General features: G+C 70.0%; 12 protein-coding genes and 2 pseudogenes. 13 read left to right on the top strand and 1 reads right to left on the bottom strand.

Going from position 1 to position 14,294, the window contains the following annotated elements; genetic code table 11:
• The first annotated feature begins 67 nt into the window (after positions 1-67).
• The 13 genes and pseudogenes from GR130_RS41250 (at position 68) to GR130_RS39370 (ending at position 13,757) form a co-directional block, all read left to right on the top strand.
• Complete coding sequence (locus tag GR130_RS41250; protein ID WP_443043795.1) at positions 68-718, top strand: helix-turn-helix domain-containing protein; 651 nt, start codon at positions 68-70, stop codon at positions 716-718.
• A complete protein-coding gene (locus tag GR130_RS39410) occupies positions 688-2,121 on the top strand; it encodes a hypothetical protein (protein WP_236573880.1) in 1,434 nt (477 codons plus the stop codon). Before GR130_RS41250 ends, GR130_RS39410 begins: the two co-directional genes overlap by 31 nt.
• A complete protein-coding gene (locus tag GR130_RS41245; RefSeq protein ID WP_236573879.1) occupies positions 2,118-2,711 on the top strand; it encodes an ATP-binding protein in 594 nt (197 codons plus the stop codon). Before GR130_RS39410 ends, GR130_RS41245 begins: the two co-directional genes overlap by 4 nt.
• Positions 2,708-3,241 carry a hypothetical protein gene (locus tag GR130_RS41240; protein WP_236573878.1) on the top strand — a complete coding sequence of 178 codons (534 nt, stop codon included), beginning with the start codon at positions 2,708-2,710 and terminating at the stop codon, positions 3,239-3,241. Before GR130_RS41245 ends, GR130_RS41240 begins: the two co-directional genes overlap by 4 nt.
• Positions 3,238-3,678: pseudogene (locus tag GR130_RS41235) on the top strand (TniQ family protein); the annotation flags it as partial. The gene GR130_RS41240 and the pseudogene GR130_RS41235, both read left to right, overlap by 4 nt.
• Positions 3,679-3,891: 213 nt before the next feature.
• Positions 3,892-5,904, top strand: a complete 2,013-nt coding sequence (locus GR130_RS39400) for a helix-turn-helix domain-containing protein (protein WP_236574087.1) — start codon at positions 3,892-3,894, stop codon at positions 5,902-5,904.
• A 7-nt stretch (positions 5,905-5,911) separates the two neighbouring features.
• The gene (locus GR130_RS39395) at positions 5,912-6,568 is read left to right on the top strand and encodes a M15 family metallopeptidase (RefSeq protein ID WP_159509501.1); all 657 of its coding nucleotides are present in this window, start codon (positions 5,912-5,914) and stop codon (positions 6,566-6,568) included.
• Between the two features lie 638 nt (positions 6,569-7,206).
• The gene (locus GR130_RS39390) at positions 7,207-8,385 is read left to right on the top strand and encodes a MerR family transcriptional regulator (RefSeq protein ID WP_159509499.1); all 1,179 of its coding nucleotides are present in this window, start codon (positions 7,207-7,209) and stop codon (positions 8,383-8,385) included.
• A 63-nt stretch (positions 8,386-8,448) separates the two neighbouring features.
• Complete coding sequence (locus GR130_RS39385; protein ID WP_159509497.1) at positions 8,449-9,144, top strand: hypothetical protein; 696 nt, start codon at positions 8,449-8,451, stop codon at positions 9,142-9,144.
• Positions 9,145-9,589: 445 nt separating this feature from the next.
• Entirely contained in the window at positions 9,590-10,966 is a 1,377-nt protein-coding gene (locus GR130_RS39380; RefSeq protein ID WP_236574086.1) for a serine hydrolase domain-containing protein, read from the top strand.
• Between the two features lie 179 nt (positions 10,967-11,145).
• Positions 11,146-12,285: a pyridoxal-phosphate-dependent aminotransferase family protein gene (locus tag GR130_RS39375; protein WP_159509493.1), complete on the top strand. Its 1,140-nt coding sequence runs from the start codon at positions 11,146-11,148 to the stop codon at positions 12,283-12,285.
• Between the two features lie 605 nt (positions 12,286-12,890).
• A pseudogene (locus GR130_RS41230) lies at positions 12,891-13,070 on the top strand (helix-turn-helix domain-containing protein); the annotation flags it as partial.
• A gap of 57 nt (positions 13,071-13,127) precedes the next feature.
• Entirely contained in the window at positions 13,128-13,757 is a 630-nt protein-coding gene (locus GR130_RS39370; protein WP_236574091.1) for an SbtR family transcriptional regulator, read from the top strand.
• 76 nt (positions 13,758-13,833) lie between these two features.
• On the opposite strand, the gene GR130_RS39365 is transcribed toward GR130_RS39370, so the two are convergent.
• On the bottom strand, positions 13,834-14,286 hold the full coding sequence (locus GR130_RS39365) for a GNAT family N-acetyltransferase (protein ID WP_159509489.1): 453 nt from the start codon (positions 14,284-14,286) through the stop codon (positions 13,834-13,836).
• Positions 14,287-14,294: the final 8 nt, after the last annotated feature.

The raw sequence follows: 14,294 nt of genomic DNA, 5'->3' as shown, positions 1-14,294 counted from the left end.
GGCGGGAGTCCGAGTCGGAGTCGGTACGTCCTTCCACTACGACGGGGAGACCGTCGAAGTGGTGGAGATGGCCGCGACCACTGCGGGCAACGAAGTGGTCTTGAAGGACGGGCGAGGGCGTCTCCTGCGGCTGTCGCTCAAGGAGTTGCTGTTCTCCGACCGGGCTGCCATCAATCCTGATGATCCGGGACCGTCGGCAGGTGACGAGGGCGAGATCGCCTCCGTGGTGCTGGGGCAGCTTGACGAGGCGGAGAGACGGGAGATTCTGGAACGGGCTGAGCATGTCCGTGAACTTCTGACGGGGTATCGCTCCGGGAGTCCGGAACTTGCGCGCGAAGGCGACCCCCGTGATGAGTACGCACCGCCGACATCGCTGGAAGCCAGATACGCGGCGAAGGCTGCGGAGCTGGGGGTCTCCTCGCGTTCGGTGAGGAGATGGGTCACCGCGTTTCGGGAACAGGGCGAAGCGGGGCTTGCGCCGAGCCAGGGATCGACCCGGAAGTCGCAGATCGCGGTCGATGAGCGGTGGGTGGAGACCGCGGTGGAGGTGATGGTCGAGCACGCCGACCAGTCGCGGCCGTCGAGGACGATGGTGATCGAGCGGACCCGGGCTCGGGTGATCGCGCGGTTCGGCGAGGGAGTGGTGCGGCAGCCGAGTCGGGCGACGGCGTTTCGGCTGCTGGAGAGTTGGAGCGACGCCATCCGCTGTTCCGCCTGAGTACGAAGCGCAACCGGGATATCGCCGGTCGGCCGGAGGGCCCGTACGGGAAGCTGCGGCCGACGCGGCCGGGTGAGTACCTGCTGATGGACTCCACCCGGCTGGACGTCTTCGCGTTCGACCCGCTGACGCTCAAGTGGGTGCAGGCCGAGTTGAGTGTCGGGATGGACTGGTACACCCGCTGCATCACGGGGATCCGGCTCACGCCGGTCTCGACGAAGGCGGTGGATGTCAGCGCGGTGCTCTTCCAGTCGTTCCGGCCGAGGCCGGCGGGGCGGGACTGGCCGCGAAACGCGGTCTGGCCAGAGCACGGCATCCCCCGCACTGTCCTGGTCGACGTCGAGGGCGCCAGCGGACCGGGGCTGGCCTCGCCTCCTCTGGTCCCCGAGGCGCTGGTGGTCGACCACGGCAAGGTCTACGTCTCGGAGCATCTGACCAGCGTCTGCCGCCGGATGGGCATCTCCATCCAGCCGGCCCGGCTCCGGACGGGCCGCGACAAGGGGCCGGTTGAGCGCTATTTCCGGACCCTGCGGGAGGGGCTGCTGCAGGTGCTGCCCGGCTACAAGGGGCCCGACATCCACTCGCGGGGCGAGAGCCCGGAGGACGACGCGTTCTTCTTCCTCGACGAGCTTGAGGCGATCATTCGGGAGTGGACCGCGACGGTCTATCACTGCAGGCCGCACGCCAGCCTGGTCGATCCGGGCCTGCCGGGTCTGCGAATGTCCCCGGCGAAGATGTTCGAGCACGGCGTGGCGCGGGCGGGCTACATCGAAGCACCCCGCGACCGGGACCTGGCCTTTGAGTTCCTGCAGACGCAGTGGCGCACGGTCCAGCACTACGGGGTCGAGATCGGGCGGCGCCGCTACAGCGGTTCTGGTCTGCCCGAGCCGGGCATCCGCAGCCCCTACGACAGTCCCGTCAAGAACGGCTGGCCGTTCCAAGTGGACCCCGACGACATCACCAAGATCTACTTCCGCGACCCCACAACCCGCGAATGGCACACCCTGACCTGGGAGCACGCACCGTCGGCCGAGATGCCACTGAGCGAGGACGCGTTGACGTTCGCCCGGCAGCTGGCGGCCTCGAAGTATCGCTTCCCCGATGACCGGCTCGCCGTCGCCGATCTCCTTCAGCGGTGGAACCTCGGACTGGGCACCACGATCGCCGAGCGGCGCATGGCACTGCGGCTCTCGCGCGAGCAGGCCGCTATCGAACTCCCAGAGGAGGAGGCGGAGACGGTCGTCTCGCTTCCGTCCGTACGCAAGGCCCTCGGCCAGGACGAGCAGACCGCAGAACCGCAGGAGCCCGAGGCAGCGACGGAGACGGGGGATGACGACGAGGCCGACCTCGATGACCTCGCCGAGGAGAACGACTTCTACGCCGATGCTCTGGAGGACGTGTGAGCGAGGACAGTGTTCCGGAGCCGGACAATCTCGCCCTGTCGCGGAAGGAGGACTTCAAGGCGTTCGCTGAGAGCCCTCGCCGCAGTCGGCCCGATCTGCTGACCTACAAGCAGCTGAAGTCCCTGGCCACGCAGGCACGGGCGGACTACGACCGGCAGCGCCGGAAGTGGCACGCGAACATCGGCCCGGTCAAGACACCGCAACTGGCCGAGCTCCACGAGGACTTGTGGGACATCGTCGACAGCAACGAGCAGGACGGTGACAAGGCCAAGGGGGCGGTGGCCGTCGACGCGTTCCCGGGGCTGGGCAGGACGACCTCGGTGCTGGCCTTCGCCCGTGACTTCCATCAGCGGCAGATCGCGGAGTCGGGTCCGTTCACGAGCCAGGGGCACGAGCGGATTCCCGTCTGCCGGGTCGGGCTGACCGGGAACACCGGGATGAAGGACCTCAACCGGGCCATGCTGGAGTTCTTCGGCCACCCTGGACAGGGGCGGGGCACCACTGCTCAGTTCGGACGGCGGGTGCTGGACTGCGTGTTGTCCTGCGATGTCCAACTGGTTGTTCTGGACGATCTGCACTTCCTGAAATGAAATGGGGACAGAAGAGCGGCATCGAGGTGAGTAATCACCTGAAGTGGATCGCCAACGAGTTCCCGGTGACGTTGCTGTTGGTGGGGGTCGAGCTCGCGGAGAAGGGCCTGTTCGGCGAGGGAACGAACGGGCGTGACACCGCTCTGGCCCAGACCGGCCGCCGCACCACCCGCCTCGGGCTTCGCCCGTTCACCATTGATACGGAGGCCGGGCGACGGGAATGGCGGCAGATGCTGCTGGCCCTGGAACAACGTGTCGTGCTCACCGACAAGCACCCGGGAATGATCGCGGACGACCTGTCGGACTACCTCTTCGCCCGCAGCACCGGGCACATCGGCTCGCTGATGACGCTGATCAACCGCGGTTGTCAGCGGGCGGTCCGCACCGGCGCTGAACGGCTGGACCAGGAGCTGATGGACCGGGTGAAGAACGATGAGGCGTCCGAGGCGGCCCGCCTCGAACTTCAGGCCGCGCTGGAGAAGAAGCGGCTGACCAGCCGTCCGCGGTCCCGGGGCCGACGAGCCGCATGAGAGCGCCGGCCCGCACCCTGCCGATCCGGATGCCGCCACTGCCCGGCGAGGCCCTGGACTCCTGGCTGGAAGCGATGGCCAGACGGATGGACACCATGCTCGGTGATGTCCTGCTGCACTTCGGTTTCCCGGTCCGGCAACGCGCCGGAAACCAGTTCCGGGGCATCCCGACGGACTGGACGATCACCCTCGACGAGCGGTTGACCGCTGCCGTCGCGCACGCCACCGGCACGGCCCCGGAGGCGATCACTGCCCTGACTCTGGCGCACTATGACGGACGAGCCCTGCAGCTGAGTCCCGGAGGCCGGGCCGTGTCACGGCATGTCCTATGGGGACGCGGACGGGGATCCCGGTTCTGCCCCGACTGCCTCCACTCCAGCGGTGGACGCTGGCAATTGTCCTGGAGGCTCGGTTTTTCCTTCGCCTGCACCCGGCACCGCCGACTGCTGGGGGACCGTTGCCCGCACTGCGGGCGGGTTCCACGGCAGCGGCCCTGCTCCGGCCGGTCTGTCCCCCGACCTGAACTCTGCGGCAATCCGCCGATCCGCCCCGGCGGTCCGGTTTCGGCGGGCTGCGGCGCCGATCTGCCCCGCGCGTCGACGCTTCTCCTGCCTCTTGGCCATCCGGTTCTCGCAGCGCAAGACCGGGTGATGGAGATCATCGAAATGGAAGCGGCTGCCTTCGGTCCCTACCGGGCCGATCCTCAGCCGGCAATGGCGGTGCTGGCCGACATCCGGGCCCTGGGCATCCGTGTCCTGAGCGACCTTCCCGCCGCCGTCCTGCGGGAACAGATACCGGCCGACATCGCAGAAGCGCACCTCGCCACCGAGCAGGTCTCTCCGAACACCGAACAGGCGGCGGACCGTCCGGGGTTCATGGCCCCACCCCGAGCCGCGGATGCCGCCGTCGCGGTCACTATGGCCCTGGGCATCTTGGAACAGCCAGGAATCCATCCGGCCGGTGAGGCCCTGCGCGGTCTTCTGGAAGAAGTACGCGAGGAACTAAGGCAGGTCTCGGCGACCAGCATCGACGACTGGGGCCGCGGCATCAGCCCAGTGCTGCAGTCCATGCACCTGGCCGCCCTCGCCGCTTCCCTCCGCCCCAGCGAGCACCTCCGCTACCGCACCACGACCGAGACTCCCCGCCGACCGGCAAGGACCACCCGGGACATCGAGCAGAGAGCCAGGAAGATCCCCACGATGTTCTGGCCGTCCTGGACGGTCCGGCTCACACCGCCCGAAGGAATCCATGCACGGACCCTGACCCCCGTCCTCGCCGCCCTGCTGCTGATCCCCGACAGCCGCACCTCCCTGGACCAGGCCCCCGGGCTGGTTGGCGACGTCGTCGACGGCATTGAGATCTCACGCCTCCTCCAGGAACTCGACGACCTTCCGCAATGGCCGGACATCGTTACCGCCCTGGACCGGCTCGCCGACCACCTCGACGCCGACGACACACCCATCGACTACGGCCGGCGCCGACTCCTGGACTACACCGGCCTGTTTCCCCGCGACCGCTGGCTGGAGATCTGCCGCCGCACCGGAACACCGCCGGGGACAGGCCGACGCGAACGCATCGCCCGCAGCCAACTCTCCCGGCGCCTCAGCGGCTTGCCCGCTGAGTCCGTCCCCGACGATCTGGGCGGACTCGACAGCGCAGAGTTCCGGGCGACGTCCTTGTGCTTCACCGCGCTTCAGACCCCCGAACTCGCACACGCCCTCCAGCAGGAAGCCCTCAACTTCCTGGCTTCACACCACATCCACGACGAGCCCGTGACCTGGCAACCTCCCACCGCCCTGTTGGCCGGACTCTCCCTTCCCGGACCCGACCCGGCGCACGTCGACCTACCCCGCCTGCACCAGATCGTCCGAGGACGCAAGCACCCCGTTCAGCACGCCGCCCAGGCCCTGGGCACGACCGTCGAGGCCATCCGGCATGTCCTCGACGAACACCCAGCCCCCGCATCCCCGCTGACGAAGAACACCGCCAGAGCCACTGGCCGCATCCGGCAGCAAGCCCGGCAAGCCGTCCCGGCAGAGCGCTTCACTCAGCTCTACCTCGACGAACACCGGTCCCTCCAGCAGATCACCAGCCTCACGGGCTTTTCTCGCAGAGTGCTGACCGATCTCGTCCATGAGTACGGCATCCCGCTCTGCGACGGCCCGCAGGACTACAAGCGTCGCGGCGCCATCGAACGGCACTGGCTCATCGAGCAGTACGTCCACCGCCGCCGAACTCTGCCTGACCTCGCCCGCGAAACCGGCATGAGCACCGCGAACATGGCCCGCTGGGCCCACACCCACAACATCCCCCTCCGGCCACGCGGCGGAGCCAGCCACCACACCGCCCTCCGCACCGCCGACGAAGCCGACGCTCTCCCCGCCATCCTCCGCAAAGCCCTCACCGGTTCATTCGCACGGCAGCGGCTTTCGCGGTTCCTGGCAGCCCGGTCCTATCCCACCCTCACCGAAGCAGCCCGAGACCTCGGCATCCACCAATCCACCCTAGTGATCCAGATCAACCGCCTCGAAGCGGACCTCGGACAACCCCTCTTCGGACGAGCCGAACGCGGCACGGCCATGAAACTGACCCGATTCGGGAAACGCGTTGCCGCAGCCGCCCAGAAGATCCCGGCTGAAGGCAAGCGCAGGGCCAGGAGATGATCGCTTCATGACTGAGATCGTTCTGATGTCCGACCCGAAGGTCGCAGCCGTGCCTGTCCAGGAGTGCGGTGAACGGCTCGTGGATGTGCGACGAGGCAGCCCCCTGCTGGTCGACGAGCGCAAGTGGCAGGACTCCGCTGGCGCCTTCGCACACCTGCGGGAAGGAGTGCTCGATCGGCTCCTCAAAGCACAGGCACAGCTGCCTCAAGGGATGCGGTTGCTGTTCGTCGAGGGGTATCGCCCGCCGTCCCTTCAACGTCACTACTTCGACGAGTACGCAGCCCAACTGCGAGCCGGGCACCCGGAGTGGGCTGCTGAGCAAGTCCGGTCAGCAGCCAGCCGCTACGTGTCCCCGCCCGAGATTGCACCGCACAGCGCCGGGGCAGCTGTCGACCTGACGCTCGCTGACGACGATGGGCGCGAGCTTGACATGGGCACTCGCATGAACGCCTCCCCGGAGGAGAGCGCGGGCGCTTGTTACACGCAGGCCGACAACATCAGCGACGAGGCTCGCTCCTATCGGGACATCCTGAGTACTGCGCTAACCGCTGCTGGCCTGGTCAACTACCCCACAGAGTGGTGGCACTGGTCATACGGAGACCGCTACTGGGCCTTGCAGACAGGAGCGGCAGTCGCCCACTACGGACCCAGGGAACTCGACTGACCGCAGACCTCACGAAGGCCCCGAACCATAAGTAGTCGCCCTGGGTGCAGGCCAAAGACCTCGGCCTGCACCCGAGGAAATGACACGTTTCCTGAGACGAACTCGCCATGACATGACGTGAGACAGCTTCAAGAGCCGCAGGTCATAGCGATGCTCTATGACGCGAATCGCGAGATCCTACAGGCCCTCTCGGGTCTCCTCTCGTGCGCTCTGCCCTTCTGGCTGTTTCCGCGTCCGTTCCGTACGGAAAACCCATTGCCCCCGCCGTGGCGGGTTGTTGGCGTCACGCCGCTACCGTCACACCGCGCGGGATGCGTGTGCTCACGGAACAGGGAGGTTGACGAATACGGCCGCCGTCGGCCCGCTTCAGGAGGATGGATCCGGACCGCCGCCAGCGGTGACCCGTGGGGGCCGGTGAGACCACCGGCGGACGTCTCCTCCCGGACTCTCCGCGGTGCACGATCCCCTGATATCGGTTGTTCCTCGGGCAGCGCACTGGCGCGCTGGGGACGCCGGCCCGCTACCGGCCTGCGGGACAGGAGAGAGGCGAGGCGGGTCCCGGGTGGCTGTGACCGGCGCCGGGCCGGGGCGGCATGCGGTTTGACCTTCATGTTGCCTGAAGCTCGACAATCGCGGTCATGGATGACACCGGGGAACTGTTGAGCATCGGCGCGTTCGGCCGGCGGGTGGGGCTGGCGCCGAGCGCGCTGCGGTTCTACGACGACTGCGGGGTGCTGCGCCCGGCACGAGTGGATGCGGCGACGGGGTACCGGCGCTACGCCGGCGGGCAGATCGCCCGGGCGGTGCGGCTGCGGCAACTGCGTGCGGCGGGGCTGCCGTTGACGGACGTCGAGGTCGTGCTGGACGGACCCGACGATGCGGCCCGGGGCGTACTGTGGGCTCACCTGGAGCGCACCCGGCGGGCGGCGGACGAGGCGCGGGCGGTGGTCGAGAGGTTCCTCCAGGAGGCGCCCGGGGAGCCGGTGGATCGCGGTGACCGGGTGCGGGCCCGGGTCGGCGGTCCCGAACTCGCCAGTGCGGTGCGGCAGGTGGTGCCCGCGGCGGCGGCCGGCGCAGCGCGGGAGCAGTTCCCGGTGCTGGGCTGCCTGCTGCTCGAACTCGCCGATGGTGAGGCGCGGTTGGTGGCCACGGATCGCTACCGGATGGCGGTGCGGGTGCTGCGGCCGGAGGTCTTCGAAGGGGGCGCGCGGCGGGTACTGATCACCGCGGAGGCGGCACAGAGGCTGGCCGAGTGGGCCGTGCGTCAGGTGGCCGTCGAGATGGAGTGCGGCCCCGGGGCGGACACGCGGGCTGCGGTGTCGCTCCGGATGCGGAGCGGCGGGGAGCGCGGGGACATCGCGCAGTGGGCCCATGGCTGCGGGACGAACGGGGTGGCGGATCCCGGGGAGTTTCCGGACTACCGGCTGATGGTGGCAGGACTTGAGGCCGGACGGCACCGGCTCGTCGTGGACCGGGCCGGGCTGCGGGACGCGGTGGCCGGTCGGAGCGGAGTGGTGTCGCTGACATCCGGCATGGGCGCGGCGGACACCGACGTTGGCGTGCAGTCCGAGGGGGCACAGGTGCTGGAGGTGGCGGGCGGCGACCGGGAGCCCGTGCGGCTGCGAGTGGTCCGCACGGGGCCGGGGATGCGGATTGCCTTCGATTCGGCGATGTTCGTGCCGGTCCTGGAGGCCGGAGTGGGGCCCGATGTGCTGCTGGAGATCGCTGCGGCGGACCGGCCCGTCGTGGTCCGTTCCGCGGATCAGGGGAGTTTCACGACGTTGGTGATGCCGGTACGTGCAGGTACCCGTGGCTGATGGCCGGTGGGAACGGCGGCAGGCGGGGCGGGATGGCTGATGGGCGATGAGGGGAGTGGGCGCATGGATCCGGAGCTGCAGGTGGTGCGGTTGTGCGTAGCGGGTATGCAGGCCGAGGCGGAGGGGCGTCCCGAGGCGGCGCTCGGACTGTTCCAGCGAGCCTGGGGCAGCGCCCGCGACGACTATGAGGCGTGCATCGCGGCGCACTATCTCGCGCGGCATCAGAACTCGCCCGAGGAGACGCTCCGCTGGAACCAGGAGTGTCTGGACCGCGCCGATCTGGTGGGGGACGAGCGGGTGCGGGGCTTCTACCCGTCGCTGTACGTGAACATGGGGGAGGCGCACCGAGAACTCGGTCAACTGGCCTCGGCTCATGCGTATTTCGCCCGTGCCGCGGAGCGGGTGGCCGATGCGCCGCAGGGGGAGTACGGCGACTGGAACCGATTCGCGATCGCGGACGGCTTGCGGGAGACGTCGGCTGCGGCGGCAGCCGACGGGGACCGGGAGGCCGCAGGGCGGTGGGGCCTCGACGACGGCGTCGAGGAGCCGGTCCGGGAGCTGTTCTCACGGTGGTGTGCGCGCGGCGATCTCAAGGCACTGGGGCTGACGCTCCCGGCGTACCTGGGCTATCTCGGGACCGACGAGGACCGGGTGCGACTGCGGAGCGCGCTGCACATGGTGCATGCGGCACGCTGGCTCCCCGAGGAGGAACAGACCGCGCTTGGAGAGGTGATCGGGGCGGTCGCGCTGGGGTGTTGAGACCGGGGCGACTGTCTCGCGTGACACAGTCACGTGGTGATCAGGCTCCGGTTTCACGTGAAACGGCGGCTGTTCCGCCAACCCGCGGTTTCACGTGAAACATGGGAGCGCCGGCTGAGGTGGCGCTTCATGTGACACACAGGCGCCAGTGGCTGGGCCTTCGTTTCACGCGAAACCCGGAGGCGCGGGGCCTGGTGGTCGGGGCAGGATGGCCGCGCGGTGAGCAGTGGCTCACCGGTGAACAGGGCCGACTAGCCGGTTCGGCAGGTGGATCGTCTCGTTGAGGAGCGTCATGACCGTCGTGGAGTCCGCGGAGCCCAAGGAGCCCAAGGAGCCCAAGGAGCCCAAGGAGCCCAAGGAGCCCGAGGCGGGTGAGGACGGGGTGCGGGAGGCGGTGCCGCGTGCGGCGCTGTCCGTCGATTCGGCCGATGCGTATGGGGAGTTGATGCCGCAGACCCGACGGGCGTTGGTGCGCAGGCTGGCGGTGGCGCAGGCCGAGGGGCGGGCGCCGTCGATGATGGGCGCGGTAGTGCGGGGCGGGCGAGCGGTATGGGTGGGGGCCCGGAGCTCGGTGGACGGTGAGGTGCCGCACGGCGATGTGCAGTACCGGATCGGTTCGCTGACCAAGACCTTTGTGGCTGTGATGGTCCTCCGGCTACGGGACGAGGGCCTGCTCCGACTGGAGGACCCGATCGGTACGTACTTGTCGGACGTCCCCGTGCCGGAGGTGACGATCGCCCAACTGCTCGCGCACAGCTCGGGGTTGGCGGCGGAGGCGCGTGGCCCGTGGTGGGAGCGGACCTCGGGGGAGCTGCGGCCCGAACGGGCCGATCTCTTCGGTGAACGACCGCAGCGGCTGGTCGCCGGGCGGCGGCACCACTACTCCAACCTCGGCTATGCGCTGCTCGGCGCGCTTGTCGAGCAGCTGCGGGACGGGCGGTCATGGGGCGAGGTGCTACGGCGCGAGGTGCTGGAGCCGCTGGGCATGGCCCGTACGACGCTACGGCCGGAGACGCCGCATGCGGGCGGCTGGGCGGTGCATCCGTGGGCCGATGTGATGCTGCCGGAGCCCGCGGAGGAGACGGGACTGATGGGGCCGGCAGGGCAGTTGTGGTCCACCATGGAGGATCTGTGCCGATGGGCGGCCTTCCTGCTGCGGGGCGACGACCGGGTGCTGAGTGAGTCCGGTGTCGCCGAGATGCGGATCCCGGCGGTGCCGCCGGAGGGGGCGGGCTGGGAGGCGGGCTACGGTCTGGGGCTGCAACTGGTGCGGGTGAGCGGGCAGCCGACGGGAGGCGGACGCCGACTGGCCGGGCACACCGGGTCGATGCCGGGGTTCCTGGCGGCGCTGTGGATCGACCCCGAGGAGGACGTGGCGGGGATCGTCCTGGCGAACTGCACCTCGGGGGTCGCGATCAGTGCGGTAGCGGCCGACCTTATGGAGATCACGGCGGAGCACGAGCCGCGGATCCCGGAGCCATGGCGCCCGCTGTCCGGCCCGGTGGACGAGGAGCTGCTGGCGGTGACCGGCCCCTGGTACTGGGGCGCGAACCCGTTCGCCCTGCGGCTGAGGGAAGGGCGCGGACTGGAGCTGGTGACGCTGTCCGGGGCCGGGCGCACGTCGCGCTTCCGGCCGGAGCCGGACGGAACCTGGACTGGCCTGGATGGCTACTACGCGGGCGAGACGCTGCGGGTGGTGCGCGCGGAGGACGGTTCGGTCAGCCATCTCGATCTGGGGACCTTCGTCTTCACCCGAGGTCCGTACGCGCCTGCGGAACCGGTTCCGGGTGGGGTGGACCCGGAGGGCTGGCGAGGGCTCTGAGCGGCCGGGGACGAGCGGGGCGGGCGCTGCGGTGCGTCGGCCCGCGGGCCGACGCAGGTCCGTAGACCAACGGGGGGCGCCCGGGGCCCGTACGGCGGGGTCGTCCGGGCCGGACGTACAGTCGAGCGAGATGCCAGGAGTCGCGGCACCGCGCGGCTCGCTACCGCTGGAAGGCCACTGTGACTGCCGTGACTGCCACCTCCGACGCACCGGTTCTGCTCGACCTGCCGCCGCTCGATGCGGCCCGCTTCGCGCGGATCGAGGACAAGGTTGCCGCGCTGATGCGAACCCGCTGCGATGTCGTGGCGACGCAGGGCGAGGCGCTGCTGCCCCTGGAGGCATGCATCCGCTCGGCGGTCCGGCCCGGCAGCACCGCGCTCAACATCATCACCGGCCCCTACGGCGAGACGTTCGGAGGTTGGCTGCGCTCCTGCGGCGCCGAGGTGGTCACCATCACCGCGCCCTTCAGCGGTGCGGTAGCGCCTGAGCAGGTGGCGGAGGCGCTGCGGGCGCACCCCGAGATCGACTTTGTGAGCCTGGTGCACGCCGAGGCGGCGACCGGCAACACCAACCCCGTTGCCGAGATCGGTGCGGTGGTGCGGGAGCACGGGGCGCTGCTGATGCTCGATGCGGTTGCGTCGGTGGGCGCCGAGCCGCTGCTCACCGACGAGTGGGGTGTGGATCTGTGTGTCATCGGTGGGCAGAAGGCGCTCGCCGGTCCGGCCGGTGTCTCGGTGGTGTCGGTCAGCGCCCGTGCCTGGGAGCGCATCGCGGCCAATGAGCAGGCCCCCCGGCGTTCGTATCTCTCCCTGCTGGACTGGAAGGAGCGTTGGATCGACGGCGGGCGCACCGCCCTTCCACATGCCCCGGCGCAGCTGGAGATGCTCGCGCTGGAACAGGCCGTGGACCGTATCGAGGCCGAGGGGCTGGACGCAGTCATCACCCGGCACCGTGCGGCAGCGGCGGCGGTCCGTGCGGGTGTGGCGGTGCTGGGTGGTCCGGTGCCGTATGTGATCCGGCACGAGGACGCGGCGCCGGCCGCCACGACGCTCCGCGCGCCGGCGGGTGTGGACGCCCGTGAGGTGGTGTCCGCGGCGCTTGCCGCCGACGGCTCGGTTCCGGTGCAGGCCGCAGCGGGTGCACTGGCCGAAGAGATGATCCGGGTGAACCACTACGGCCGTGCCGCGGACCGCGCGGTGGTGCTCGCCTCGCTGTCGGCGCTGGCCACCGGTCTGCGCGCGCTGGGTGTCGACGTCGACGAGCACGCGGCTGATGCTGCGGCCGGTGCGGCGTGGGATGAGGCCCTCGTAGCGTCCTGATACGCGCCCGCCAGGCGGCCGGCCTGGAGAGCGCATGAGCCGGGAGCGCAGGAGCCACACCACAGAGCTCATTTCACAAGGCTCGGGGTGGGGTCGTGTTTCACGTGAAACACGACCCCACCCCTTTGCCGTAGCGCTTTTCTCCGGCCTTGGATTCGTCACCCATTCGGGCCTCAACTTCCCTATTCTGGCTGCCTGTTGGTGTTGGTGTTGGCGAGGGGGGAGGGGGTGGAGCACCCGCCGTCTGCCGGACGTGCTTCGCGTCCTGTCGCGGACTGTTCTCGTGAGGCGCCGGACGGCCCCATGCGCCACGCCGCAGCCGTCTTCGTATCGCGCTGTACGCGCGCCGGATTCGACGCCGGCTCCTCAAGGCCACCACTGCTCCGGCATATCCGACGCCGCCTCATCTAGCCCGATGCGTCTCCGCGTCGCGTTCCGGCTCGTGAGTCACGGTCTCCACCCTCCGCGCCGCCGGCATCGGCCACACCCGCAAGTGTGGCGATGCGCACGCATGTTTTAAGGCTCTCGTAGAATCGGAACGATCAGCCCGGTTAAATACCGGGTCTGGAACGCGGTGGAGTCGGACGGTTTCGGGAGACGTGCGGATGTCGGACGGCGGGGCGGTGCCCTCGCGTGCGGATGCCCGGCGCAATCGGGCGCTGGTCCTTCAGGCGGCGCGATCGGCGTTCGAGGAGCGGGGGTTGCGGGTTCCGCTGGGGGAGATCGCGCGTCGTGCCGGAGTCGGAGCGGGGACCGTGTACCGCCATTTCCCGTCCAAGGAAGCCCTGTTCAGGGCGTCGGTCAGGGACCGGATGCGGCTTTTTGCCGATACCGCAACGGACTTGGCCGAGGTCGACGATCCCGGCGGGGTGTTCTTCCGCTTCCTGGCGTCGGTCGTCCGGCTGGCGGCCCGCAACCGGGCGCTGTGCGATGCGCTGGAGGCGGCCGGCGAGGACGGGCCGGAGCCGTTGGGCGAGGCGTCGCGGGGGCCCGAGCGGGACTTCGTGGCGGCGCTGGGCGTCCTGCTGGTCAGGGCCCAAGAGGCGGGCGCCGTAAGGGCCGATGTGCAGCTGGAGGACGTCCGCGTCTTGCTGGTCGGGTGTACGGCGATGGAGCGACGGCGGGCCGGGGTGAGGGGCCCGGCGGACGGCGGAGCGGGTTCGGGAGCGGCGTCGGCGGGCCGGATGACGGCGCTGGTGCTCGACGGCCTGCGCGCCGTCCCGACCGTAACGGAACTGCCGCCTGCGCCGACGGTGCGTAACGAAACCGGAGGCGGGGCCGGGAGCGCGACGGGGAGAGGGAACGGGGACAGGGACAAAGCGCGGAACGCCTCCCGGGGTACGGCTCGGTGTCAGGTGTGCGGCGAGGCGATCGCGGCAGCGCGTACCGGCCGGCCTGCGCGGTACTGCGGAGGTGCCTGCCGGCAGAAGGCCCACCGTGCGCGTGGGCGGGCGCGGGGCGGTACCTCGTAGGAGGAGCACCGCACAACGGCCGAGCCGGCCCGTTCCCGCTGCGCCGGCCCCGCTCCCGCGCGGTGCCCGGCCCGGGTCAGAGCTGGAGCTTGAAGCCCAGGTGGGACGCCTCGAAGCCGAGGCGCTCGTAGAAGCGGTGGGCGTCGACGCGTGTGGCGTCGGAGGTGAGCTGGACGAGCAGGCAGCCGAGGGAGCGGGATTCGGCGATCGCCCACTCGATGAGCTGGGTGCCGAGGCCGCTGCCGCGCTCGTCGGCGTGGATCCGTACCGCCTCGATGATCGAGCGGGTGGCGCCGCGCCGGGAGATGCCGGGGATCACCGTGAGCTGCAGGGTGCCGATCGTACGGCCGTCCCGGACCGCGACGACCAGGTGCTGATGCGGGTCGGCGGCCACCGTCGCGAACGCGGCGCGGTACGGGGCCATGTCGTCCGGTGATTCGCGGCCGGCGCCCAGGGGGTCGTCGGCGAGCATGGCGACGATGGCGGGCAGGTCGGCCTCGGTGGCCCGGCGTATCTCGATATCGCTCATGGGCGCGA

It is taken from the genome of Streptomyces sp. GS7, assembly GCF_009834125.1.
Lineage (GTDB): Bacteria > Actinomycetota > Actinomycetes > Streptomycetales > Streptomycetaceae > Streptomyces.
The sequence above is the reverse complement of the archived record's forward strand: the minus strand, read 5'-3'. Positions and strand labels throughout refer to the sequence as shown.

What these genes read in the sequence shown, in the direction of transcription:
- GR130_RS41250 (WP_443043795.1), top strand. Translation starts at nt 68, where the DNA reads ATGGCCGCGACCACTGCGGGCAACGAAGTGGTCTTGAAGGACGGGCGA.
- GR130_RS41240 (WP_236573878.1), top strand. Translation starts at nt 2,708, where the DNA reads ATGAAATGGGGACAGAAGAGCGGCATCGAGGTGAGTAATCACCTGAAG.
- GR130_RS39400 (WP_236574087.1), top strand. Translation starts at nt 3,892, where the DNA reads ATGGAGATCATCGAAATGGAAGCGGCTGCCTTCGGTCCCTACCGGGCC.
- GR130_RS39395 (WP_159509501.1), top strand. Translation starts at nt 5,912, where the DNA reads ATGACTGAGATCGTTCTGATGTCCGACCCGAAGGTCGCAGCCGTGCCT.
- GR130_RS39390 (WP_159509499.1), top strand. Translation starts at nt 7,207, where the DNA reads ATGGATGACACCGGGGAACTGTTGAGCATCGGCGCGTTCGGCCGGCGG.
- GR130_RS39385 (WP_159509497.1), top strand. Translation starts at nt 8,449, where the DNA reads ATGGATCCGGAGCTGCAGGTGGTGCGGTTGTGCGTAGCGGGTATGCAG.
- GR130_RS39380 (WP_236574086.1), top strand. Translation starts at nt 9,590, where the DNA reads ATGCCGCAGACCCGACGGGCGTTGGTGCGCAGGCTGGCGGTGGCGCAG.
- GR130_RS39365 (WP_159509489.1), bottom strand. Translation starts at nt 14,286, where the DNA reads ATGAGCGATATCGAGATACGCCGGGCCACCGAGGCCGACCTGCCCGCC.